We start from the raw sequence: 23,581 nt of genomic DNA, 5'->3' as shown, positions 1-23,581 counted from the left end.
CTTGTCGCTTTTGCAGCGCTTGGCAAGATGCGTTCGGTTGTTTAGAGAACGTTAACCATGCTTGTTCGCCATAAATTTTCCATCCGGGTGGAGACTCCTGGGTATGGCGTCAGCCTCAAGAAAGCTTATATGCCCATTGCAGTTCCGCAGAGGGGCGCCAGGGGGCGCTGACCGGAGCCGCCTTTGGACCACGCGGACTGAACGATGAAACTGATCGAGCGCTATATCCTGCGGCGGGCGTCGCTCATGTTCGCGGCAACGCTTCTGCCGCTGATCGGCATCGTCTGGGTCACGCAGGCGCTGACCAGCGTCAATCTCGTCACCGACAGCGGTCAGTCGATCTTCGCCTTCCTGCGGCTCGCGACGCTCATCCTTCCCTCTGTCATCCCGATCATCCTGCCCTTCGCGCTGGTCATCGGCGTGGCGCAGACGCTGACGGTGATGAACAGCGATTCGGAACTGACCGTGCTGAACGCCGCCGGCAGTTCGCGCATGACCATCATCAAGCCGGTCATGATCCTCGCCATGGCCACGAGCGTCGCCTCCTTCGCCGTGGACAATTTCGTCGAGCCCTATTCGCGCATGGCCGTGCGCCAGATGATCGCCACCGCCAATGCGGACATGCTCTCCTCGGTCGTGCAGGAAAACACGTTCCGCAAGGTGACCGACGGTCTCTATGTGCAGGTGGCGGAGCGCCGCAACGGCGGCGTGCTGCACGGTCTCTTCGTTGCCGACACGCGCGATCCGCGCTTCGAGATGATCTATTATGCCCGCGAAGGCGCGGTGGACGAGAACAGCGCGGCGCTGGTGATGAAGGACGGTGAAGTGCACCGCAAGCTTCCCGATGGAAGCGTCTCGATCATCAAGTTCGATTCCTACGCCTTCGACCTCGCCGACCTGACGCAGAACGCGGGCACGGCGAACATCCGCCCGAAGGATCGCGACCTCGCCTACCTGCTCAATCCCGATCCCGCGGATACGCATTACAAGAACAACCCGCTGGCCTTCAGCGCCGAGCTGCACCGCCGCTTCACCGAATGGCTGTTTCCGGCGGTCTTCGGCCTGATCGCGCTGGTGGTGAGCGGCGACGCCCGTTCGCACCGCGAAGCACGGCTGCATCCGATGGTGACGGCGCTCCTGACGGCGCTCTTCGTGCGCTGGGCGAGTTTCTACGCCTCCAACAGCGCCGAAAAATCCGCCTATTTCATTCCCGTCATGTATATCATCCCGCTCCTGACGGCAGCGATCGCCATCCGGTATCTTGCACGCAACAAGAGCCTCGATCTTCCCAGTTCGGCAGGCGAGCGGCTGACGGAGGTCGTGGATAAGTTCCGGTCGCGCTTCGTGAAGAGCCGCGCCCTGCCCGGCGGAGGCAAGCAGCCATGATCCGCACGCTCGATCTCTATTTCTTCCGCCGGTACATCGTCACCACCCTCTGGTTCCTGCTGGGCATCTTCGCGCTCGTCTTCATCATCGACTTCAGCGAGATGTCCAATCGCGTCGGCGGCCTGCCCGGCTATACGCTGGGGATGGGCCTCGTGGTCACCGCGCTGCGCATTCCGATGATCCTGATGCAGACGGTGCCTTTCGTCGCGCTCTTCGCCGGCATGGCCGCGCTGATCTCGCTCAACCGGCGCTATGAGCTGGTGGTGACCCGCGCCGCGGGCATTTCCGCATGGCAGTTTCTCCGCCCCTTCCTGCTCGGCGCCTTCCTGTTCGGCGTGGCCGCGATCCTGACGATCAACCCGCTCGCCGCCTGGGGCAGCAAGAAGGCGCAAGAGTTCGAGGCATCGTGGGGCGCGACCAACGCGGCCCGCTCCGAGACCGCCGTGCCGTGGCTGCGCCAGATCTACGGCAATGACCAGGCCATCATCGGCGCAAAGGCCGTTCTCGACGGCGGAATGCGCCTGATGAACGTGTCCGTCATCCACTTCGATACCGACAATCGCATCACGCTTCGCCAGGACGCAGACCAGGCGACTTTGGAAGATGGTTACTGGCTTCTTAAGAATGTGCGCGAAACGCGCGCCGGCGAATTACCCGTGCGTCTCAACGAGGTACAGCTTCGTACCAACCTGAAACAGGAATTCGTTCAGGAAAGCCTTGAAAAGCCTGAAACCATTGCCTTTTTCAATCTGGGACGGAAAATCGAGGCGGCCAAATCCTTCGGCTTTCCGACGCATGCGATGGAAACGCAGCTTCACACGATGCTGGCGCTGCCTCTTCTCCTGGTTGCGATGACGCTGATCGCCGCCTGTGTATCATTGAAATTTAGCCGGTTTAATCAATCGCGTGCGGTGATTCTGGGTGGAATCCTTTCGGGCTTCATGCTTTATGTCGTCACCGTGCTTGTGAAGGCATTCGGAAGCAGCGGTGTTGTTCCTCCGTTCGTTGCGGCTTGGCTCCCAGTGGTCGTCGCGATGTCCTTGGGAGCGACGATTCTTCTGCATCAGGAGGACGGCTAGTGGCGGCAGGCGCCCGCAAAACGAATCGGTGGTCGAAAGCCGCCCTGCTTGCAGGTGCGGCCGCGTGCGCCCTCATGTCCGCATCCGCAGTCCCCGCATATTCCCAGAACGCGCGCGTCGATGCGATGGCGCCGAATGTCCCTGAGGGCAGCAAGCTGCTTCTGGCGGCAAACGAGGTTGTCTACAACAAGGACAACGAGACCGTCACCGCACGCGGCGCGGTGCAGATCAATTATGCCGGCTACAAGCTGGTCGCCCGCCAGGTGGTCTATGACCAGAAGACCGGCCGGGTGAAGGCCTATGGCAATATCGAGCTGATCGAACCGACGGGCAACCGCCTCTATGGCGATGAAATGGACCTGTCGGACGATTTCGCGAACGGCTTCGTCAACGCCGTGCGCGTCGAGACGACCGATCTGACGAAGCTTGCCGCAACGAGCGGCGAGCGCGTCAATGACGAGGAGATGATCCTCAACCACGCCGTCTATACCGCCTGTACGCCCTGCGCGACCAATCCGACCTATCGCGGCGTTTGGGAGGTCAAGGCCGAGCGTGTCGTGCAGAACGGCCGCACCAAGACGATTCGTCTCGAGCGTGCGCGCTTTGAGATGTTCGGCAGGCCGGTCGCTTATATTCCCGTGCTGGAAGTGCCCGATCATACCGTAAAGCGGAAAACCGGCTTCCTTTTCCCGCAGTTCCGTTTCGACCAGAAGCTCGGTTTCGGCGTCACGACGCCTTATTATATCGCGATCGCCCCCGACATGGATGCGACGCTCTCACCGACGGGCCTGACCAGTCAGGGCTTCCTGATGGAAGCGGAGTTCCGCAAGCGCTTCCACAACGGCATGGTGACGCTGCATGCCGCCGGCATCAACCAGTCGGATCCGGACCGCTTCACCGCCGGGACGAGCGACCAGCTCGAGACGACGCGTGGCATGGTCGGCACGACGGGCAGATTCCAGATCAATCCGCGCTGGGCGTTCGGCTGGAACGCAATGCTGCAGAGCGACAACAATTTCTCGCGCACATACAGCATCCAGCGTTTCAGGAGCAGCACCTATGTGAACCAGGCCTATCTGACGGGCCTGAGCCGCCGCAACAGCTTCGACTTGCGTGCGTTCTACTTCGACGTCCAGGACGCCGATATCAACAATACAGCCGAGCGCAAGCAGGCTATCGCCCAGGTTCTCGATCACCAGTATATCGTCCCGGAGCCGGTTCTCGGCGGCGAGCTTTCCGTCACGACCAACTTCACCAATATCGATCGCGACCTGACCGACAGCAGGCTTGTTCCCGGTGGTATACGATTCGGGGGTCTGGAAGGCGGTTCGACGCGGTTCACCAGCGAAGTGGAATGGAAGCGCCAGTTCATCGCGCCCGGCGGGCTGGTGCTGACGCCCCTGCTCGCGGCACGCGGCGATGTCCATCGCCTCGACGTCCGTTCGCCGGTCGGATACGGCGGCGATTTCGAGACGGCCGGCAGCGCGACCCGCTCGATGCTGACGGCGGGACTGGAAGCCCGTTACCCGATTCTCGTCACGACCGACTCGTCGAGCCACATTTTCGAGCCGATCGCGCAGATCTATCTGCGTCCGGACGAGGATCTTGCCGGCCGCCTGCCGAACGAAGATGCGCAAAGCTTCGTCTTCGACGCCTCCAACCTGTTCGAGCGCGACAAGTTCTCGGGCTTCGACCGGATCGAAGGCGGCAGTCGCGCCAATGTCGGCCTGCGCTATACCGGGACGTTCGACAACGGCATGCGGCTGCGCAGCATTGTCGGCCAGTCCTATCATCTCGGCGGCGTGAACTCCTTCGCGACACCTGATCTGGTCAATGCGGGTGCGAATTCCGGCCTGGAAACGGACAGCTCCGACTATGTCAGCATGGCGGGGGTCGATCTGCCGATCGGCATCACCTTCACCACGGGTGCGCGCCTCGACAAGGACGACCTGTCGCTGCGCCGCTCCGACGTGTCGCTCGGCTACACGAACGACCGCTTCAGCACGACGACGACCTATACGCGCATCGCCGCTCAGCCGCTCTACGGCGCCGACGAAACGGCAAGCGAAATCCAGAATACCTCGTCGTTCAAGTTCCGCGACTACTGGTCTGTCTTCGGCTCTGTCACCTATGACATCAGCAACAAGGTCGTCGCGCGCAACGGCGTCGGCTTCGCCTATGATGACCGCGATACGCTCTTCTCGATCGCCTATGAACAGACGCGCGACAAGAGCAATACCGCCGCGAACGACTGGTCGGTCATGGCCCGCCTGATGTTCCGCACGATCGGCGACATCCAGATCGGCACCGACAGCGATTAAGGCTGCACTTGTCATTGTTTAGCCGCATGTACTATGCACATCCGGGAAAAGAACTTCCGGATGGCAGCACGCCTAAGGGGCATTGTGCGCTCAAACCATGCGGAACGGCTACGGGAAAGGGAACGGGATGAGACACTCTCTGGTACGCTCCGTGATGATGGGAGCGGCGCTGGCCGCGGCGGTTGCAATCGTCGTGCCGGCCGGCACGGTGCAGGCGGCAAGCTCCGTTGTCGCAGTCGTCAACAACACGGCGATCACCACCGGTGACGTCGAAAAGCGGGTGAACTTCCTCAAGCTGCAACGCGCCAAGGGCAACCTTCGCAGCATGGCGCGCGAACAGCTGATCGAGGATACGCTCAAGCGCGACGAGATCCTGCGCGTGCGCGCGTCCGTCAGCCAGTCGGAAGTCGATGCCGCCTATGCACGCTTCGCCTCCTCCAACAAGATGACGACGGAGCAGCTCGGCAAGGTCCTGAGCCAGGCCGGCGTCGGCTCCGAGCATTTCAAGCAGTTCATCGCGCTGCAGATGAGCTGGCCGCGCGTGGTGAACGCGCGTTTCGCCGGCTCCGGTACGGGCAAATCGCTCGTCCAGCGCATGCAGGAGAATGGCGGCAAGAAGCCCGTCACGACGGAATATTTCCTCAAGCAGGTGATCTTCGTCGTTCCGGAAAAGCGCCGCAACGCCATCCTCGGCAAGCGCAAGTCGGAGGCGGAAGCCTCGCGCTCGAAATTCCCGGGCTGCGACCAGGCCAAGGCCTTTGCCGCCACGATGCATGACGTGTCGATCCGCGACCTTGGCCGGGTGCTTGCGCCGCAGATGCCCGAGGACTGGAAGCCGCTGATCGAAAAGGCGACCGGCCAGACCACCGGCACGCGCGTGACCGAACGCGGCGTCGAATATCTCGCGATCTGCATGAAGCGCGAGGTCAATGACGACGTCGCCGCAGAAATGGTCTTCCGTGCGGAAGACCTCGCGAAAGCCAAGGGCAACGAAAACGACGAAAACAGCAAGAAGCTCCTCGCCGAGCTTCGCAAGAAGGCCACGATCACCGATCGCTGAGCAAAGCGCCGGATCTACGATGCCCCGCCCCGGCGGGGCATTCGCGTTCCCAACCCGCTGCGGGGTATCATGACACCGACGACTGTTCCGCCGCTGGCGCTCTCCATGGGCGACCCCGCGGGGATTGGACCGGATATCGCGCTTGCGCTCTGGTCCGACCGTAGATCGCTTTCGCTGCCACCCTTCCTTTTCATCGGCGATGCACAGGTGTTGGCCGCACGCGCGGCCGCGCTCGGCCTCGACATCGCCGTTTCCAACGCGACACCCGAGACGGCGAACGCGCTGTTCGACACGGCGCTACCGGTCCTGTCGGTCGAATGCGCCGTGGCGGCGGTGCCCGGCACGCCCGATTCCCGCAATGCCGCCGCCGTGACCGGGGCGATCGAGACGGCCGTCGCGCTGACGATGGCCGGCAGGACGTCGGCCGTCGTGACCAACCCGATCGCCAAGGCCGTGCTCTACGAAGCCGGCTTCGGCTTTCCCGGCCATACGGAGTTCCTTGCCGATCTGGCCGCCAGGGCGACAGGCGTCGACAGCCTGCTTCCCGTGATGCTTCTGGCCGGCCCGAAGCTGCGCAGCGTGCCCGTGACGATCCACATTCCGCTGAAGGATGTGCCGGGGGCGCTCACCGAGGCGTTGATCGTGGAAACCGCCGTCATCACCGAGCGGGACCTGCGACAGCGTTTCGGCATCGCGCGGCCGCGGCTTGCGATTGCCGGGCTGAACCCGCATGCCGGCGAAGGCGGTGCGCTCGGGCTGGAAGACGACGCCGTGGTGCGGCCGGCTGTCGAGCGCCTCCAGGCGGCGGGCATCGATGCCGTCGGGCCGCTCCCGGCCGATACGATGTTCCATGACGCGGCACGTTCCACCTATGACGTGGCATTGTGCATGTATCACGATCAGGCGCTCATCCCGGCGAAGGCGCTGGGCTTCGACGATTCCGTCAATGCCACGCTCGGCCTGCCCTTCATCCGCACCTCGCCGGACCACGGCACGGCCTTCGCGCTCGCCGGAAAGGGTGTCGCAAAGCCCGATAGCCTGCTGGCGGCGCTGCGCCTCGCCCACACGCTCGCCGCGCACGAGCGCGCATCGAAGGAAACGCTCTGATGGCCGCCCTCGACGGATTGCCGCCGCTGCGTGACGTCATCCAGCGGCACGGCCTGGATGCCAAGAAGGCGCTCGGCCAGAATTTTCTCCTCGACCTCAACCTGACGCAGAAGATCGCCCGCACGGCCGGGCCCATCGAGAACCACACGGTGATCGAGGTCGGCCCGGGACCGGGCGGCCTGACGCGCGCCATTCTGGCGCTCGGCGCCAAGCGCGTGATCGCCATCGAACGCGACGCGCGCTGCCTTCCGGCGCTGGCGGAGGTATCGGCGCACTATCCGGGGCGCCTGACCGTCATCGAGGGCGACGCGCTGAAGACGGATTTCGAGGCGCTGGCGCCCGGCGAGCCCGTCCGCATCATCGCCAACCTGCCCTACAATGTCGGCACGCAGCTGCTCGTCAACTGGCTGCTGCCGAAGACCTGGCCGCCCTTCTGGGAATCCCTGACGCTGATGTTCCAGCGCGAGGTGGGGCTGCGCATCGTGGCCGAGGAGAACGACGACCACTATGGGCGTCTCGGCGTGCTCTGCGGCTGGCGCACACGGGCGCATATGGCCTTCGACGTGCCGCCGCAGGCCTTCACGCCACCGCCGAAGGTGACATCATCAGTGGTCCACCTGGAGCCGATCGCCGATCCCCTGCCCTGTGACGTCGCCTCCCTCGAACGCGTCACCCAGGCCGCCTTCGGCCAGCGCCGCAAGATGCTGCGCCAGAGCGTGAAGTCGCTCGGTGGGGAGGCCTTGCTGGCGCGGGCCGAGATCGATCCGCAGCGGCGCGCGGAGACGTTGAGCGTGGAAGAATTCGTGCGGCTGGCGAACGCGCTGTGAGGAATTAGGGGGCGCGGCCTCGGATACCCCCCTCTGGCCTGCCGGGCATCTCCCCCACAAGGGGGGAGATTGGCAAGAAGCGCGGACACCACCTCATCAGCAAAGCCCGCGTTTGGAGCGAAACGCCGCCCCATCCGATCTCCCCCCTCGTGGGGGAGATGCCCGGCAGGGCAGAAGGGGGTGTTGCAGACCGCTGCCCTACAGAACCGGCTTTTCCGTCACCAGTCCCGTCACGAATTCGAACAGGCCGTGGCGGCGGTCGCGGCGGAGGCGTTCGGCCTTGACGATGCTCTGGACGGCATCGAAGGCGACGGAGAGGTCGTCGTTCAGGATGACATAGTCATATTCGCGCCAGTGCTCGATCTCCGCGCGGGAGTTGGCGAGGCGGGTCTGGATGACCTCCTCGGTATCCTCCGCGCGGCGGTGCAGGCGCGATTGCAGCTCGGTCATGGACGGCGGCAGGATGAAGATCGAGACGACGTCGGCCGGCATCTTCTCCTGAAGCTGCTGGGCGCCCTGCCAGTCGATGTCGAACAGCATGTCCCGGCCGGCGGACATGGCCTCCTCGACCGGCTCGCGCGGCGTGCCGTAGAAATTGCCGTGCACCTCCGCCCATTCCAGCAGGGCATCGCTGTCGCGCAGGCGCTCGAATTCCTTGTGGTTGATGAAGTGGTAGTGGCGGCCGGCGATCTCGCTTGCCCGGCGCTGGCGCGTCGTCACGCTGACCGAGAGGCTGAGGCCGGAATCGGCTTCGAGGAGATTGCGGGCGATGGTCGACTTGCCCGCGCCCGACGGCGAGGAGATGACGAGCATGAGCCCGCGGCGCTCGATGTGGATCTGCTTGGTCTGCTCGGCCATGGCCTACTCCAGATTCTGGACCTGTTCCCTGAACTGGTCGATGACGACCTTCAATTCTATACCCGCAGCCGTTACAGCAGCCGCGTTCGACTTGGAACAGATGGTATTCGATTCCCTGTTAAATTCCTGTGCGAGAAAATCGAGCTTGCGGCCGATCGGTCCGCCTTCGGCAATCAGCTCGCGCGCGGCGCGCGCATGGGACTTCAGCCGGTCGATCTCCTCGCGCAGGTCCGCCTTGGTGGCCAGCAGCGCCACCTCCTGATGCAGCCGGTCGCGATCGAGCGCGGTCGCACCCTGCATGAGCGTCGCGACCTGGGTGGCGAGCCGCTCGGCGATGGCCGCGACGCTGCGCGACGGATCGGCCTCGACAGCCGCCGTCAGGGCCTCGATGCGCGCGACCTGGCCGAGCAGCACGTCGGCAAGCGCCGTCCCCTCCTTGCGCCGCATGTCGGCGAGGCGGCGGATCGCCTCCGCCAGGCCCGCGCGGATATCGCGATCGCGCGCCTGCGTTTCGGCTTCGCTTTCCTCGGCTTCGCGGAAATCCACGATGCCGCGCACCGACAGAAGCGTGTCGAGTTTCAGCGGCGCGGGATCGATGGTGCCGGCAAGCCGGTCGCGCAGGGCGAGCACGGCGGCAAGCGCGCCCTCGTTCACGACAGCCTCGACCTGCGCCTCGCTGACACTCGTCGTCAGCCCGATCTGCAGGTTGCCGCGCGAAAAGGTTTCGCCCGCCAGACGACGGATATCCGCCTCCAGCGCCTCCAGGCCGGGCGGCAGGCGTAGGCGCAGGTCCAGCCCCTTGCCGTTGACCGAGCGCAGCTCCCAGGCCCAGCGCGTGCGTCCGCTGGTGCCTTCGACGCGCGCAAAACCGGTCATCGACTGCAATGTCATGTCATCCTCCAATGGTGCCCGCCGGAACGGGCCGCCCGGCACGCGCCGGCACGGCGGAACCATTTGCCAAAGTGAAGCAGTTTTAAGGGCTTGGAAACGGGCCGACGTGCGGAAGGTGCAGCGATCCACATCAAAGGTGGGATGTGTCGCAGGATGCGAGGGGAATACCCCCTCTGGCCTGCCGACCATCTCGCCCACAAGGGGGAGATTGGATGGGGGACCGCCTCGCCCCATCTCCAACGTTCCCAATTTGGCCGACGTCTTTGCATCTTGCCGATCTCCCCCCGTGTGGGGGAGATGCCCGGCAGGGCAGAGGGGGTGACCGCCCCCGCGCCCCTCAATTACTGCGCGGTCGCGCCTTCGGCTTCCTTCGCGGCGGCCGCCGCCTTTTCGGCTTCCAGCTTGCGCCAGCGGCGGACGTTCTGATTGTGCTCGTCGAGCGTTTCGGCAAAGACGTGGCCGCCCGTGCCGTCGGCGACGAAGTAGAGGTCGGGCGTGCGCGACGGGTTTGCCACCGCCTCCAGCGCCGCACGGCCGGGATTGGCAATCGGCGTCGGCGGCAGGCCGCGGATGATGTAGGTGTTGTAGGGCGTCTGCTTTTCGAGGTCCGACTGATAGATCGGCCGGTCCGAAGGCTTACCGTCGCCGCCGAAGATGCCGTAGATGATCGTCGGGTCGGACTGGAGGCGCATGCCCTTCTCGAGGCGGTTGATGAAGACGGAGGCGACGCGCGGGCGTTCGTCGGCCCGGCCGGTCTCCTTCTCGACGATGGAGGCGAGCGTCACGAAATCCTCGCGGGTCGTGACCGGCAGGCCCTCGTCGCGGCGCGCCCAGATCTGGTCCACCAGGTTCTTCTGGGCCGTCAGCATCTGCTGGAGAATATCGGCGCGCTTGGTGCCGCGCGAGAACTTGTAGGTATCGGGCATCAGCGTGCCTTCCACCGGCAGGTCCTGCGGCAGATCGCCCTCCAGCACCGGATCGTCGGCGAGGCGCTGGAACACCTGCTTGACGGTCAGCCCCTCGGGCACGGAGACGCTGTAGAGGATCGACTTGCCGGACTTCAGCAGCTCCATGATGTCACGCATCGAGGAGCCGGCCTTGATCTCGTATTCGCCGGCCTTCAGCGTCTCGCCGTCGAGATAGACGCGCGAAAGCACGCGGAACACGCGGCCATCGGTGATGATGTTGTTGCGCTCCAGATTGGCGGCGATTTCATTGGTGCCGGCACCGTTGCGCACGATGAAATTGGTGTTGGTGACCAGCGGGCCGGGCTCGTCATAGCTGCGGACGCCATAATAGAACACGCCGACGCCGATGACCGTCGCGAAGACGACAAGGGTCATGACGAAATTCAGGAAGATGACGACCTGGCTGCGGGCCTTGCGCGAACGGCGGCGGCTCGGCGGTTGCGGCACCTGTTCAGGCCGGAGAGCCTCATTGGCGGACTTGGGGATGATGCGCGGCTGGCCGGATGTTTCCGTACGGCCAAAGGGCGTTTCACCAGGTTCGTTCGTGTCGCTCACGGACTGTCCTCATGTTCGGGCATTGCTCGACGTCTTCCAGCAGAGCAATGCGGCAAAAGCAGGGATGATCCCCCGCGTCTCTATCGATCAGCCGAGTTCTCCCCTCATCCGGCCCGCGGGCCACCTCCCCGCCTTGTGCGCGGAGGTCATGAGAATGCGATGTCTCGGTTCTCTGCCTCTCCCCGGCGGGGAGAGACTGCCGGCAGGCGGATGAGGATGCCTTGCCGGCGGTAAAGGGTCAGGCGTAACGCTTCAGGACCAGCGAGGCATTCGTTCCGCCGAAGCCGAACGAGTTGGAGACTGCCACGTTGATCTCGCGCTTGCGGGCTTTGTGCGGCACCAGGTCGATCGCCGTCTCGACGGCGGGATTGTCGAGGTTGAGCGTCGGCGGCGCGATGTTGTCACGGATCGCCAGTGCCGAGAAGATGGCCTCGACCGCACCGGCGGCACCCAGCAGGTGGCCGATGGCGGATTTGGTCGACGACATCGAGATGCGCGACGCGGCATCGCCCACCAGGCGCTCGACCGCGCCGAGCTCGATCGTGTCGGCCATGGTCGAGGTGCCGTGCGAGTTGATGTAGTCGATTTCGCTCGCCGGGATGCCGGCGCGCTTCAGCGCCATCTGCATGCAGCGGTAGGCGCCCTCGCCGTCTTCCGACGGCGCCGTGATGTGGTAGGCATCGCCGGACAGGCCGTAGCCGACGACTTCGGCATAGATCTTGGCGCCGCGCGCCTTGGCGTGCTCCAGCTCTTCCAGCACGACGATGCCGGCGCCCTCGCCCATGACGAAGCCGTCGCGGTCGCGGTCATAAGGCCGCGATGCGGCCGTGGGATCGTCGTTGCGCTCGGTCGACAGCGCCTTGCAGGCGGCGAAGCCCGCGAGCGCAATGCGGCAGATCGGCGATTCGGCGCCGCCGGCGACCATGACGTCGGCATCACCCAGCGCGATCAGACGGCTGGCATCGCCGATGGCGTGCGCGCCCGTCGAGCAGGCCGTGACGACGGAATGATTGGGGCCGCGCAGCTTGTGCTTGATCGAGACATGGCCGGAGGCCAGGTTGATCAGCCGGCCGGGAATGAAGAAGGGCGATATGCGGCGGGGGCCCTTGTCGCGCAGCGTGTAGCCGCCTTCGACAATGCCTTCCAGGCCGCCGATGCCCGAACCGATGAGTACGCCGGTCGCGATCTGGTCGTCGTCGCTCTGCGGATGCCAGCCGGCATCGGCAAGCGCCATGTCGGCGGCAGCCACCGCATAGACGATGAAGGGATCGACCTTGCGCTGCTCCTTGGGCTCCATCCACTGGTCGGCATTATAGGTGCCGTCGGAGCCGTCTCCGCGCGGGATGGAACAGGCGATTTTTGCGGGAAGGTCTTCCACCTCGAAAGCAGTGACCCTTGCGGCACCGCTGCGGCCTTCGAGAAGCCGGTTCCAGGTTACTTCGGTACCACATCCAAGCGGAGATACCATGCCGGTACCCGTGATAACGACACGCCTCATCGTCCGTGATCCACCCTATAGAATGTTATTTCTGTTGCCTCGCTACGAGGGGGGAGCGGCCTCCCGGACGGAGACCGGGACGGGCCACCCGAAGGCGGCCCGCCGGAAATCGCTTCGATCAGGCCTGGGCCTTCTCGATGAACTTGACAGCGTCGCCGACCGTCAGGATCGAGTCCGCGGCATCGTCCGGGATCTCGACGCCGAATTCTTCTTCGAACGCCATGACCAGCTCAACGGTGTCGAGGGAGTCCGCGCCAAGGTCATCGATGAAGCTTGCGCCTTCGCTGACCTTTTCGGCGTCAACGCCCAGATGATCAATGACAATTTTCTTTACGCGTTCTGCGATATCGCTCATGTCGGATTCCTCGACCTTTGTTTTTGATCGGCGCCTTACGGCACCGGACACTCAACACGCCCGATGTGCCTCAAGAACACATCCGGCAATCCCTGCAACCGGCAAACGGCATCGGCGATACTCGTTCGCACCGCCTGATCGCTCAGGCTTTTGCCGGTCGACTGCTGACAGTCATGGCCCGATTAACACGGTTTAAGTCTGTCGCAAAGTCCGAAAATGGCCGGTGCTCCAGCGGTCAACATGCAATTTCAGCCGGTTGACCGGGTGCCCGCAGCCCAATCAGATCATGGCCATGCCGCCGTTCACATGCAGCGTCTGCCCCGTCATATAGGCGGCTTCCGACGACGCGAGATAGGCCACGGCCGACGCAACTTCCACGCCAGTGCCCATGCGCTTCATGGGAATGGCGCCCATGATGGCGTCCTTCTGCTTGTCGTTCAGCTTGTCGGTCATGGCGCTTTCGATGAAGCCCGGCGCCACGCAGTTGACGGTGACGTTGCGGGTGGCGATCTCCTGCGCCAGCGACTTGGTGAAACCGATCATGCCGGCCTTGGAGGCGCAATAGTTGGCCTGGCCCGGATTGCCGGTGACGCCGACGACCGACGTGATGTTGATGATGCGGCCATAGCGGCGGCGCATCATGGGATGGGTCAGCTCGCGCGTCAGGCGGAAAACGGAGGTGAGGTTCACTTCCAGAACCGCATCCCAGTCCTCGTCGCTCATGCGCACGAAAAGGCCGTCGCGGGTGATGCCGGCATTGTTGACGAGGATGTCGACGCCGCCGAGATCGGCTTCCGCCTTCTCGCCGAGCGCCTTGACCTCGGCGCGGTCGGACAGATTGGCCGGGAAGATGTGGACGCGCTCGCCGAGATCGTTGGCAAGCGCTTCCAGCTTCTCGACGCGGGTGCCGTGCAGGCCGACGATCGCGCCCTGGGCATGCAGGATGCGGGCGATTTCTTCGCCGATGCCGCCGGACGCGCCGGTAACGAGAGCCTTGCGGCCGGAAAGGTCGAACATGGGTTGGGTTCCTCTTGCTAGAGCGAATAGCGAATAGGGAATGGCGAATAGGGGGAAAAGCGGTAGCGCAGCTTCTATTCGCTATCCGCTATTCCCAATTCGCCCTTCAGACGAGTTCCGCGAGCGCATTGTCGATGTCGGCGGGCGTGTTGATCGCGATGCCGGTGACGGATTTGTCGATGCGGCGGGCGAGACCGGTCAGCACCTTGCCGGACCCCACCTCGTACAGCGTCGTGACGCCGTTGGCGCCGAACCACTCGACCGTCTCGCGCCAGCGGACCTGGCCGGTGACCTGCTCCACCAGAAGGCGGACGATCTCCTGCGGATCGCTGACGGGGGCAGCGCGTACGTTTGCGATGAGCGGCACGACCGGGGCCTTCGCCGCGACGGCGGCAAGCGCCTCGCGCATGGCATCGGCGGCGGGCGCCATCAGGGCGGAATGGAACGGTGCGGAGACCGACAGCATCAGCGCGCGCTTGGCGCCCTTGTCCGTCGCGAGCCGGGCCGCCACCTCGACCGCCGGCCTGGAACCGGAGATGACGAGCTGGCCGCCGCCATTGTCATTGGCGATCTGGCACGAACCGCCCTTCGACGCTTCCTGGCAGATGGCTTCGACATCCGCCTGCTCCAGGCCGATGATCGCGGCCATGGCGCCCTCGCCGACGGGGACGGCCGACTGCATGGCATTGCCGCGGATGCGCAGGAGCCGCGCGGTATCGGCCAGCGAGAAGGTGCCGGCGGCGCAGAGCGCGGAATATTCGCCGAGCGAATGGCCGGCGACATAGGAGACCTTGTCCTTCAACGACAGGCCGCGCGCTTCCAGAACGCGCATGACGGCGATCGAGACGGCCATCAGCGCCGGCTGGGCGTTCGCCGTCAGCGTCAGCGTCTCCTCGGGGCCCTCGAACATGATGGCGGACAGCTTCTGATCCAGGGCGTCATCGACTTCCTGGAAAACGGCGCGCGCTTCCGGGAAGGTGTCTGCGAGTTCCTTGCCCATGCCGACGGCCTGGCTGCCCTGGCCGGGGAAAGTGAATGCTACGCTCATTTGGGGGTCTCCCGTCTTCTGTTTGTCTTTCCATTCACATTCCGGCCCGCCAAGTCAAGGCGTGGCGCGCCCCGGCCCCCTGCCCGGAGCGCCGTTCGGCGCGCCTTGCACAGGGAATTGCGGCTTATATCTTGCACTTCGCCGGCGCCCGCCTACATTCGCGCGGTTCCCACAAAAGGATTTTCCCTCCCATGAAATACAATCCGCTCGGCAGGACCGGCATCGACGTGTCGGAAATCTGCCTCGGCACCATGACCTGGGGCTCCCAGAACAGCGAGCAGGAAGCCCATGACCAGCTCGACTACGCTCTCTCCCAGGGCGTGAACTTTATCGATACCGCCGAACTCTATCCGACCACGCCGCTCTCGGCAGAAACCTATGGCGACACCGAGCGCTTCATCGGCAGCTGGCTGAAGGCGCGCGGCAACCGCGACAAGGTGGTGCTCGCCTCCAAGGTCGCCGGTCCCGGCCGCCCGCATATTCGCGACGGCGCGCCGATGGATCGCGCCGGCATCCGGGCGGCCATCGACGCCAGCCTGTCACGCCTCCAGACCGACTATGTCGATCTCTACCAGCTGCACTGGCCCAACCGCGGGCATTATCACTTCCGCAATTCCTGGGGCTACGATCCCTCGAAGCAGGACCGCAACCAGGTTGCCGAGGAACTTTCGGAAATCCTCGAAACCGTGGGCGAGCTCGTCAAGGACGGCAAGGTCCGCGCGCTCGGACTTTCCAACGATACGGCCTGGGGCACGATGCGCATGCTGGCGCTTGCCGAGCAAAAGGACCTGCCGCGCGTCGCCTCGATCCAGAACGAATATAACCTGCTGTACCGGGCCTATGATCTCGATCTCGCGGAGCTGTCGCATCACGAGGACATCGGTCTGCTCGCCTATTCGCCGCTCGCCGCCGGCCTTCTCACCGGCAAGTATCTCGACGGCGTCAAGCCCGAGGGCTCGCGCCTGACGAAGAACGGCGATCTCGGCGGGCGCTACCAGCCGCTGCAGGAGCCGGCGGTGCGCGCCTATGTGGAGCTTGCCCGCCAGCACGGGCTCGACCCGGCCCAGATGGCGCTCGCCTTCTGCCTGACACGCCCCTTCATGGCATCGGTCATCATCGGCGCGACGTCCATGGAGCAGCTGAAGAATGATATCGCGGCCAAGGACGTCACCTTGTCCCAGGACGTCCTCGACGGCATCGCCCGCATCCACCGGCTGCATCCCGCACCGATCTGATATCGGCATTCCGATCATATCAATATAATAAGAAACCCGCCGTTTCCGGCGGGTTTCTCGCTTCCTCGGCCCGGGCGCGGACTTGGGGTTTGTCCTTGTCCGGGCTTCGGAAAGATTACGGCGTGGTCGTCGTGGCGCCGCCGCCTTCTGCGGGCTGGCTGTTCAGCGGCTGCTGGGTGCCGCCCGTCGTTGCGCCGCCGGTCTGGCCGTCGGTGGCCGTGCCACCGGCCGGTGCGGTTTCCGGCGTCGTGATGGACGAGGTGTTGGCGTTCGGGTCGACATTATCGGGCGTGCCGCTACCGACGAAGTAGAAGGCGCCAACCGCGACCAGCACGGCGAGGATGACCGCGACGGCCCAGCCGCCCGAGCCACCACCCCGCGCGTTGTTCACGACGACGGGATCGCGATCCTGTACCGGGCGCTCGACGCGGCCGTCCGGGGAGCTGTGTTCCAGGGGACGATTGACAAGGTTCGGGTCTTGCATGTCGTTCACTCCATGTTGTTAGATCGCCGGAATAACGCCCCGGGCCGGGGATGGTTCCGCGATGCGTTGCAGAACGAAACAGAGGCTTTTGCCGGCAGGCCTTGCGTTTGGCTGAAAAATCCGTATAAGCGCGCTGTTCAAAACACCCGGTCAATCGGCTGGTGGCTGAACGGAGGGCCGGCATATCCTTGCGACATGCCGTTTGGAGCCAAGGGCTCCAGCCTCCCGTGTCTCCGCTCTCGACCGTCTGGATTAACGCTTTTCTTGCTTCGGGCCTCGGCCTTTGAGAACTGTCGTTGAGGCTTGGCGCCGGTTTCGGGTGATATGCAAACGCAAGAAAGGCAAAGCCACATGGCTCTTTACGAACACGTCTTCCTGGCCCGCCAGGATGTGTCCGCCCAGCAGGTCGACGCTCTCGTCGAACAGTACAAGGGCGTTATCGAATCGTTCGGCGGCAAGGTCGGCCGGGTCGAAAACTGGGGCCTCAAGTCCCTGACCTACCGCATCAAGAAGAACCGCAAGGCGCATTACGCGCTGATGGACATCGACGCCCCGGCCGCTGCGATCCACGAAGTCGAGCGCCAGATGCGCATCAACGAAGACATCCTTCGTTACATGACCATCGCCGTCGAAGCCCACGAAGAAGGCCCGTCGGCCATGATGCAGAAGCGTGACCGCGACGACCGTCCGCGCCGCGAAGGCGACGACCGCGGCCCGCGCCGCGACTTCGGCGACCGTCCGCGCCGCGATTTCGGCGACCGCCCGCCGCGTGGCGACCGTCCGGCCCGCGAAGACCGCGCGTAATCGAAGCAGAAGGAGATTATAGATATGGCTGATGTTTCTTCCGCTCCGGCACGCCGTCCGTTCCACCGCCGCCGCAAGACCTGCCCCTTCTCGGGCGCAAACGCTCCGAAGATCGACTACAAGGACGTCCGTCTCCTGTCGCGCTACATTTCCGAGCGCGGCAAGATCGTTCCGTCCCGCATCACGGCCGTTTCCCAGAAGAAGCAGCGCGAACTCGCCAAGGCGATCAAGCGCGCCCGCTTCCTCGGCCTGCTGCCCTACGTCGTAGCGTAAGCACGCTGACGCTGCGGCCTGACTCGACGTCGGGCCGAGGCACATGACTCAAGGGGAAGACGGTCTGCCGCCTTCCCCATCTCCCTTCCGCGTCGGGCGCGGATCGGAGCCGCCGGTCTTTTGAGACCACCAATCCCATGTTGGGGAGACCGTCCTGAAACCATCGGTCAGGAACCTCCTCTAACTGTCTGATGAGACAGGACAGCGAACGTGAAGACCTTGACGCCAACCTCGATTGCGATCGGCCTCGTTGCCGGTGTGACCGCCGCTCTGCTTTCGCTGAGCGCGAATGCGCAGTCGTCGCTGGCCATCGTGCTTTACGCAGCGTCCGCGCTTCCCATCCTGATCGCCGGGCTGGGCTGGGGCAATGCCAGCGCCTTCATCGCCGTCGTTGCCGGCGGCGTCACGGCGTCCGCGCTCGTCTCGTCGCATTTCGCCGCGCTGATCGTGCTGATCACGCTGATCCCGGCCGGCTGGCTTTCCAACCTCGCGAACCTCGCGCGCCCGGCTTCCGAGCTCGGCGGCCCCGACAACGCGCTCGCCTGGTATCCGCTGTCCAACATCCTCGCCCACCTCGCCGTGATGGTGACGCTCGGCATGATCGCGGTCGGCGCCATCGTCGGCTATGACAGCGAGATGGCGAGCAAGCTCGTCGACATGGTCATCGAGGCGCTGAAGGCGCAGGAGCCGCTCTACAACCCGGATGCCGCGGCCGTCGCGCAGCTGAAGTCGGTCTTTGCGATCGCGCTGCCGCTCGTGCAGGGCGCGCTTTGGGTGTTCCTGCTGTTTGCGGCCTATTACATCGCGTCCTTCATCGTGCGCGCCTCCGGCAAGGGGCTGCGCCCGCGCGAGGACATGCCCGCGACGCTGCGCATGCACCGCAACGCGATCTTCGCCTTCCTCGGCGGCCTCGTGCTCACCTTCGCGGGCGGCGTCCCGGCGATCATCGGCGCCCTGATCTGCGGCACGTTCGGCGCCGGCTTCGTGCTCGCCGGTTTCGCGAGCCTGCATTTCCGCACGCGCGGCAAGCCGTGGCGGCTGCTTGCGCTGTGGTTCACCTACATCTCGGTACTGCTCTTCACGATACCGGTCTTCTTCATCCTCATTCTCGGGCTGATGGACACGAGGCGCACCATCGCGCTGACGCCCACCGGCCCGGCTGAACAGAAAAACCCCGATACCTGAACTCAAGAAAGGAACTCTAAAATGGACGTCATTCTCCTCGAACGCATCGCCAAGCTCGGCCAGATGGGCGAAACCGTAAAGGTTCGCGACGGCTTCGCCCGCAACTTCCTGCTGCCGCAGGGCAAGGCGCTGCGCGCCAACGAAGCCAACAAGAAGCGCTTCGAAGCCGAGCGTGCGACGCTCGAAGCCCGTAACCTGGAGCGCAAGTCCGAAGCCCAGGCCGTTGCCGAAAAGCTCGACGGCAAGTCCTTCGTCATCGTCCGCTCCGCCGGCGAAACCGGCCAGCTCTACGGTTCGGTCGCTGCCCGCGACATCATCGAAGTGCTGGAAGCCGAAGGCTTCAACGTCGGCCGCAACCAGGTCGAGCTCAACACGCCGATCAAGGCCATCGGCCTGCACAAGGTCGTGCTGCACCTGCATGCCGAAGTCGCCATCTCCATCGAGCTCAACGTTGCCCGTTCGGCCGATGAAGCCGAGCGCCAGGCCAAGGGCGAAAGCCTGACCTCGGCCGACGCCATCTACGGCGTCGACGAAGACGCGCTGACGGCAGCCGACTTCTTCGACCCGGAAGCCGACGGCGTCGACGAAGACGAAGCATAATATCCAGTCCTTACGGACGGTTACGGGACGGGTCGGCATTGCCGGCCCGTCTTCGTTTCGGCAGGTCAAAAAACACGGGTTGAAATCCCCGCTTTCCCAGCAATATCTTATAGCCGTTAGACTGGATTGGCGGTTGGGCCGCTCTTCAGGCCGGTTTCCGACCAGACCCGTTCCGCCATGTTTTCAAGCGCGACGGAGTTTGCTGATGAAATTCATAGTACAGGCTCTCGTTTCCCGCCTCGTCGAGACTGGAAATCTGACGGTCACCTACCCGGACGGATCCCGCCAGACCTTCGGGGATGGAACGGGCAATCCGGTGCACATGCGCATCAACAGCCGCAAGGCGCTCTGGGGCCTTGCGGTCGACCCCGCCTACTATCTCGGCCACCACTACGGCACCGGCGATATCGATATCGTCGAGGGCGACATGTACGGCCTGCTCAAGATCGTCTTCACCGGCAATCCCGACTTCCAGTATTACGACACGCGCTGGAACCGGGCGCTGGAGCGGCTGCGCTACCTGCTGCGCTGGGCGCGCGAGAAGAACAGCGTCGTGCGGTCGCGCCGCAACGTCCAGCATCACTACGACCTGACCGGCGCGCTCTACGATCTCTTCCTCGACCAGGACCGGCAATATTCCTGCGCCTATTTCGAACGGCCGGACCAGTCGCTGGACGAGGCGCAGCTTGCCAAGAAACGGCACATCGCCGCCAAGCTCAACATCAACCGGCCCGGCCAGAGCGTGCTCGACATCGGCAGCGGCTGGGGCGGCATGGCGCTCTACCTTGCCCGCCAGCTCGGCGCGAAGGTCACCGGCGTCACCCTCTCCGACGAGCAGCATGCGCTTTCGGTGAAGCGGGCGAGCGAGGCGGGGCTGGGCGACGAGGTGAAATTCCTGCTGCAGGACTACCGCAATACGGATGGCCCGTTCGACCGCATCGTCTCGGTCGGCATGTTCGAGCATGTCGGACGGCCGAACTACCTGACCTTCTTCAAGAAGAGTGCCTCCCTTCTGAAGCGCGACGGCGTGATGCTCCTGCACACGATCGGCCGCACCGACCGGCCGACGGCCAACAATCCCTTCATCGAGAAATACATCTTCCCCGGCGGCTATATCCCCGCCCTGTCGGAAGTGATGCAGGCCGTGGAAAAAAGCGGGCTTGCGGTGACGGACGTGGAAATCCTGCGGCTGCATTATGCCGAGACGCTGCGCCACTGGCGCGAACGCTTCATGGCCCGGCGCGACGAGGCCAAGGCGCTTTACGACGAGAAGTTCTGCCGGATCTGGGAATTCTATCTCGCAGCGTCCGAGAGCGCCTTCCGCTGGCAGAACCTCGTCGTCTTCCAGCTCCAGCTCGCGCATGACCAGGAGGCGATCCCGCTGACCCGCGACTATATCGGCCGCGGCGAGGATTGCCTGAAGGCGCATGAGGGCAATCCCAAGGGCGAGCGGCGCGGCCCGCGGCAATTCCCCCAGGAAGCCGCCCTTTAAAAAATCTCCGGTGGACACGCGTTCACCGGGGACGCTCCATGCTCCGTTTTTGCGCGTTGTCCGCCGCCGAAGCCGCCCCGCTTCGGTGGCACGCGCGCGGGGATTCGCATCGCGAGTCAACCGAAAGCCAGGGCCCCCGCAGGAATCCGGGCTTGCTGTGGCGGGCCTGCCTGTGGAAAAGTCTAAGACCGGGCTTAACCACCGGTGTGAGTCGGATGCGCTTGACCCCCGCCGGTACATGACCCAAACCATCGACCTTCGCAAAAGAGGACGGGGAGATTCGGGACGATGAATGATGCCGTGCGCAAGCTCAGCCAGGCCGGTCACGACAATGCGGAGCTTCACCATCGCGAGGCGCCGAACAACGTCGAGGCCGAACAGGCGCTGCTGGGCGCCATTCTCGTCAACAACGACGCCTATTACCGCGTCTCGGACTTCCTGAAGCCGATCCATTTCCACGAGCCGCTGCACCGCAAGATCTACGAGCTTGCCGGCGATACGATCCGCATGGGCAAGATCGCCACGACGATCACGCTCAAGACGCACCTGCCGACGGATGGGCGGGTCGGCGACCTGACGATCCCGCAATATCTCGCCCGCCTGGCGGCCGAGGCCGTGACGATCATCAATGCGGAGGACTATGGCCGGGCGATCTACGACCTCGCGCTGCGCCGCTCGCTGATCAATATCGGCGAGGACATGGTCAACATCGCCTATGACGCGCCGCTCGACATGCCGCCGCAGACGCAGATCGAGGACGCCGAGCGCCGCCTGTTCGAACTGGCCGAGACCGGCCGCTATGATGGCGGCTTCCAGTCGTTCAACGATGCCGTCGCGCAGGCCATCGACATGGCCGGCCAGGCGTTCGAACGCGACGGGTCGCTGTCGGGCATCTCGACCGGCATTCATTCGCTCGATGCCCGCATGGGCGGCCTGCAGCGTTCGGACCTTATCGTGCTTGCGGGACGCCCCGGCATGGGCAAGACCTCGCTTGCCACCAACATCGCCTACAATATCGCGGCATCCTACGAGCCCGAAGTGCAGGCGGACGGCTCGTTCAAGGCGCGTAACGGCGGCGTCGTCGGCTTCTACTCGCTCGAAATGTCGTCCGAGCAGCTGGCGACCCGTATCATTTCCGAGCAGACGGAAGTGTCCTCCTCGAAGATCCGCCGCGGCGACATTTCCGAGGCCGATTTCGAAAAGCTCGTCGCCTGCAGCCAGATGATGCAGAAGGTGCCGCTCTATATCGACCAGACCGGTGGCATTTCCATCGCGCAGCTTTCCGCCCGCGCCCGGCGCCTGAAGCGCCAGCGCGGCCTCGACTGCCTCGTGGTGGACTATATCCAGCTCATGACCGGCTCGGGCAAGTCGAGCGACAACCGCGTGCAGGAAATCACCCAGATCACCACGGGCCTCAAGGCGCTGGGCAAGGAACTGAACGTGCCGATCATCGCGCTTTCCCAGCTTTCCCGTCAGGTGGAAAGCCGCGAGGACAAGCGTCCGCAGCTTTCGGACCTTCGCGAATCGGGCTCCATCGAGCAGGACGCCGACGTGGTGCTCTTCGTGTTCCGTGAGGAATACTACGTGAAGAACCTCGAGCCGCGCGACGAGTTCGATCCGAAATACGAGGAATGGAAGATGAAGTTCGAGGCTGTGAAGGGCACGGCAGACGTCATCATCGCCAAGCAGCGTCACGGACCGACCGGCACCGTGAAGCTCGCCTTCCAGTCGGAATACACCCGCTTCACCGACCTCGCCGACCCGTCCTTCACCCAGTACGAGCACTGAGGCGTCCGACGAGGCGGAGCCCTCCCTCATCCGGCCTTCGGCCACCTTCTCCCCGCGGGGGAGAAGGGGAAGATCGGGACGTCGCATTCCCCTTCCTTCTCCCCTCGGGGAGAAGGTGCCGGCAGGCGGATGAGGGGGTGGCGGTGCCCTTCGATGCTATTTCTTCACGAAAGCCGGCGCCTTGCAGATGCCGGCGACGATGGCGAGTGCCTTGCGGGCGCGTTCCTTTTCCCGTGCGTCCGTCAAGGTCAGGTCCAGCCGGTCGGCGCAGACCATGTCAGAAGCGGCTTCACCCGAAAGCGATACGCGCGTGGCGCAGTGCAGGTCCTTGCCGGTGAGAACGATCTGCACCGCCTTGTCCGAATCGACCGGCACGGGCTTGACGCCGGCGATCATGTCGTCGGCCGAGGCATAGGCGAGGACGGAGGTGACGCGGCGCAGGTCCACCATGCCGAATGTCACGGTCGCCCACTGGCCGGGAAACTGCAGCGCGGACATGAAGCGGGCGCGGCACGGGACGCCGCCCACCTGCAGCCGGGTGACAAGGCGCGGCGCGTCGGGGTTTTCGACGATGGAGTAATAGAGCGCGGCGCTGTCGTCCTCCTGCGGCTTGCCATCGTCTCGGGCAAGGCCGAGCAGCGTCGCGTGAGCGTCGCGGATATCCGCTTCCGTCGGGGCGTCTTGCGCAACGGCCGGCAGCGCCAGGAGCACCGTCGCAGCGGCAAGGATCGATGGTTTTATGCGCGCCAT

Annotated in this window: 22 protein-coding genes; 13 read left to right on the top strand and 9 right to left on the bottom strand. The window is 64.4% G+C overall.

Annotated features, from left to right (window positions below):
* Nucleotides 1-204 precede the first annotated feature (204 nt).
* From lptF to rsmA, 6 genes are all read left to right on the top strand, one after another.
* Nucleotides 205-1,386 carry an LPS export ABC transporter permease LptF gene (lptF, locus tag B5M41_RS10920; RefSeq protein WP_134649843.1) on the top strand — a complete coding sequence of 394 codons (1,182 nt, stop codon included), beginning with the start codon at nt 205-207 and terminating at the stop codon, nt 1,384-1,386.
* Nucleotides 1,383-2,465: an LPS export ABC transporter permease LptG gene (gene lptG, locus B5M41_RS10915; protein ID WP_134649842.1), complete on the top strand. Its 1,083-nt coding sequence runs from the start codon at nt 1,383-1,385 to the stop codon at nt 2,463-2,465. The genes lptF and lptG overlap by 4 nt, the downstream gene beginning before the upstream one ends.
* Nucleotides 2,465-4,786, top strand: a complete 2,322-nt coding sequence (locus B5M41_RS10910) for an LPS-assembly protein LptD (protein WP_134649841.1) — start codon at nt 2,465-2,467, stop codon at nt 4,784-4,786. The genes lptG and B5M41_RS10910 overlap by 1 nt, the downstream gene beginning before the upstream one ends.
* 127 nt (nt 4,787-4,913) lie before the next feature.
* Nucleotides 4,914-5,846, top strand: a complete 933-nt coding sequence (locus B5M41_RS10905; protein WP_413713167.1) for a SurA N-terminal domain-containing protein — start codon at nt 4,914-4,916, stop codon at nt 5,844-5,846.
* Between the two features lie 69 nt (nt 5,847-5,915).
* Entirely contained in the window at nt 5,916-6,953 is a 1,038-nt protein-coding gene (pdxA, locus tag B5M41_RS10900) for a 4-hydroxythreonine-4-phosphate dehydrogenase PdxA (RefSeq protein WP_134649839.1), read from the top strand.
* Nucleotides 6,953-7,780: a 16S rRNA (adenine(1518)-N(6)/adenine(1519)-N(6))-dimethyltransferase RsmA gene (rsmA, locus tag B5M41_RS10895; protein WP_134649838.1), complete on the top strand. Its 828-nt coding sequence runs from the start codon at nt 6,953-6,955 to the stop codon at nt 7,778-7,780. The genes pdxA and rsmA overlap by 1 nt, the downstream gene beginning before the upstream one ends.
* Before the next feature lie 198 nt (nt 7,781-7,978).
* Here the strand turns inward: rsmA and gmk are convergent, their stop codons facing one another.
* The 7 genes from gmk to fabD all read right to left on the bottom strand — a co-directional run bounded on the left by gmk (nt 7,979) and on the right by fabD (nt 14,970).
* Entirely contained in the window at nt 7,979-8,638 is a 660-nt protein-coding gene (gene gmk / locus B5M41_RS10890) for a guanylate kinase (RefSeq protein ID WP_134649837.1), read from the bottom strand.
* Nucleotides 8,639-8,641: 3 nt separating this feature from the next.
* Nucleotides 8,642-9,529 carry a YicC/YloC family endoribonuclease gene (locus B5M41_RS10885; RefSeq protein WP_134649836.1) on the bottom strand — a complete coding sequence of 296 codons (888 nt, stop codon included), beginning with the start codon at nt 9,527-9,529 and terminating at the stop codon, nt 8,642-8,644.
* Nucleotides 9,530-9,870: 341 nt separating this feature from the next.
* Nucleotides 9,871-11,052: an endolytic transglycosylase MltG gene (mltG, locus tag B5M41_RS10880; protein ID WP_134649834.1), complete on the bottom strand. Its 1,182-nt coding sequence runs from the start codon at nt 11,050-11,052 to the stop codon at nt 9,871-9,873.
* Between the two features lie 238 nt (nt 11,053-11,290).
* Nucleotides 11,291-12,550 carry a beta-ketoacyl-ACP synthase II gene (fabF, locus tag B5M41_RS10875; RefSeq protein WP_134649833.1) on the bottom strand — a complete coding sequence of 420 codons (1,260 nt, stop codon included), beginning with the start codon at nt 12,548-12,550 and terminating at the stop codon, nt 11,291-11,293.
* A gap of 118 nt (nt 12,551-12,668) precedes the next feature.
* On the bottom strand, nt 12,669-12,905 hold the full coding sequence (locus tag B5M41_RS10870) for an acyl carrier protein (RefSeq protein ID WP_003531676.1): 237 nt from the start codon (nt 12,903-12,905) through the stop codon (nt 12,669-12,671).
* A gap of 279 nt (nt 12,906-13,184) precedes the next feature.
* Nucleotides 13,185-13,922: a 3-oxoacyl-[acyl-carrier-protein] reductase gene (fabG, locus tag B5M41_RS10865; RefSeq protein ID WP_134649832.1), complete on the bottom strand. Its 738-nt coding sequence runs from the start codon at nt 13,920-13,922 to the stop codon at nt 13,185-13,187.
* 106 nt (nt 13,923-14,028) lie between these two features.
* Nucleotides 14,029-14,970, bottom strand: coding sequence for an ACP S-malonyltransferase (gene fabD / locus B5M41_RS10860; RefSeq protein WP_134649831.1), 942 nt, complete (start codon nt 14,968-14,970; stop codon nt 14,029-14,031).
* A 191-nt stretch (nt 14,971-15,161) separates the two neighbouring features.
* Here fabD and B5M41_RS10855 point away from each other — a divergent pair, with 191 nt between their 5' ends.
* Nucleotides 15,162-16,205: an aldo/keto reductase gene (locus B5M41_RS10855; RefSeq protein WP_134649830.1), complete on the top strand. Its 1,044-nt coding sequence runs from the start codon at nt 15,162-15,164 to the stop codon at nt 16,203-16,205.
* Nucleotides 16,206-16,320: 115 nt separating this feature from the next.
* On the opposite strand, the gene B5M41_RS10850 is transcribed toward B5M41_RS10855, so the two are convergent.
* The gene (locus tag B5M41_RS10850) at nt 16,321-16,689 is read right to left on the bottom strand and encodes a hypothetical protein (protein WP_134649829.1); all 369 of its coding nucleotides are present in this window, start codon (nt 16,687-16,689) and stop codon (nt 16,321-16,323) included.
* A gap of 351 nt (nt 16,690-17,040) precedes the next feature.
* Between B5M41_RS10850 and rpsF the strand changes: the two genes are divergently transcribed.
* The 6 genes from rpsF (at nt 17,041) to B5M41_RS10820 (ending at nt 22,831) form a co-directional block, all read left to right on the top strand.
* Nucleotides 17,041-17,493: a 30S ribosomal protein S6 gene (rpsF, locus tag B5M41_RS10845; RefSeq protein ID WP_117369405.1), complete on the top strand. Its 453-nt coding sequence runs from the start codon at nt 17,041-17,043 to the stop codon at nt 17,491-17,493.
* A gap of 24 nt (nt 17,494-17,517) precedes the next feature.
* Nucleotides 17,518-17,766 (top strand): 30S ribosomal protein S18, encoded by a 249-nt coding sequence (gene rpsR, locus B5M41_RS10840; protein ID WP_023515801.1) that lies wholly within the window; start codon nt 17,518-17,520, stop codon nt 17,764-17,766.
* A gap of 210 nt (nt 17,767-17,976) precedes the next feature.
* Nucleotides 17,977-18,951, top strand: coding sequence for a YybS family protein (locus B5M41_RS10835; protein WP_134649828.1), 975 nt, complete (start codon nt 17,977-17,979; stop codon nt 18,949-18,951).
* 21 nt (nt 18,952-18,972) lie between these two features.
* Nucleotides 18,973-19,551, top strand: coding sequence for a 50S ribosomal protein L9 (gene rplI / locus B5M41_RS10830; protein ID WP_134649827.1), 579 nt, complete (start codon nt 18,973-18,975; stop codon nt 19,549-19,551).
* A gap of 205 nt (nt 19,552-19,756) precedes the next feature.
* Complete coding sequence (locus B5M41_RS10825) at nt 19,757-21,043, top strand: SAM-dependent methyltransferase (RefSeq protein ID WP_134649826.1); 1,287 nt, start codon at nt 19,757-19,759, stop codon at nt 21,041-21,043.
* A 288-nt stretch (nt 21,044-21,331) separates the two neighbouring features.
* Complete coding sequence (locus tag B5M41_RS10820) at nt 21,332-22,831, top strand: replicative DNA helicase (protein ID WP_134649825.1); 1,500 nt, start codon at nt 21,332-21,334, stop codon at nt 22,829-22,831.
* A gap of 156 nt (nt 22,832-22,987) precedes the next feature.
* Here B5M41_RS10820 and B5M41_RS10815 read toward each other — a convergent pair whose 3' ends face one another.
* Complete coding sequence (locus B5M41_RS10815; RefSeq protein ID WP_134649824.1) at nt 22,988-23,581, bottom strand: hypothetical protein; 594 nt, start codon at nt 23,579-23,581, stop codon at nt 22,988-22,990.

The organism is Shinella sumterensis (genome assembly GCF_004514425.2).
GTDB classification, from domain to species: domain Bacteria; phylum Pseudomonadota; class Alphaproteobacteria; order Rhizobiales; family Rhizobiaceae; genus Shinella; species Shinella sumterensis.
This window is presented reverse-complemented; position numbering and strand designations above follow the sequence as displayed.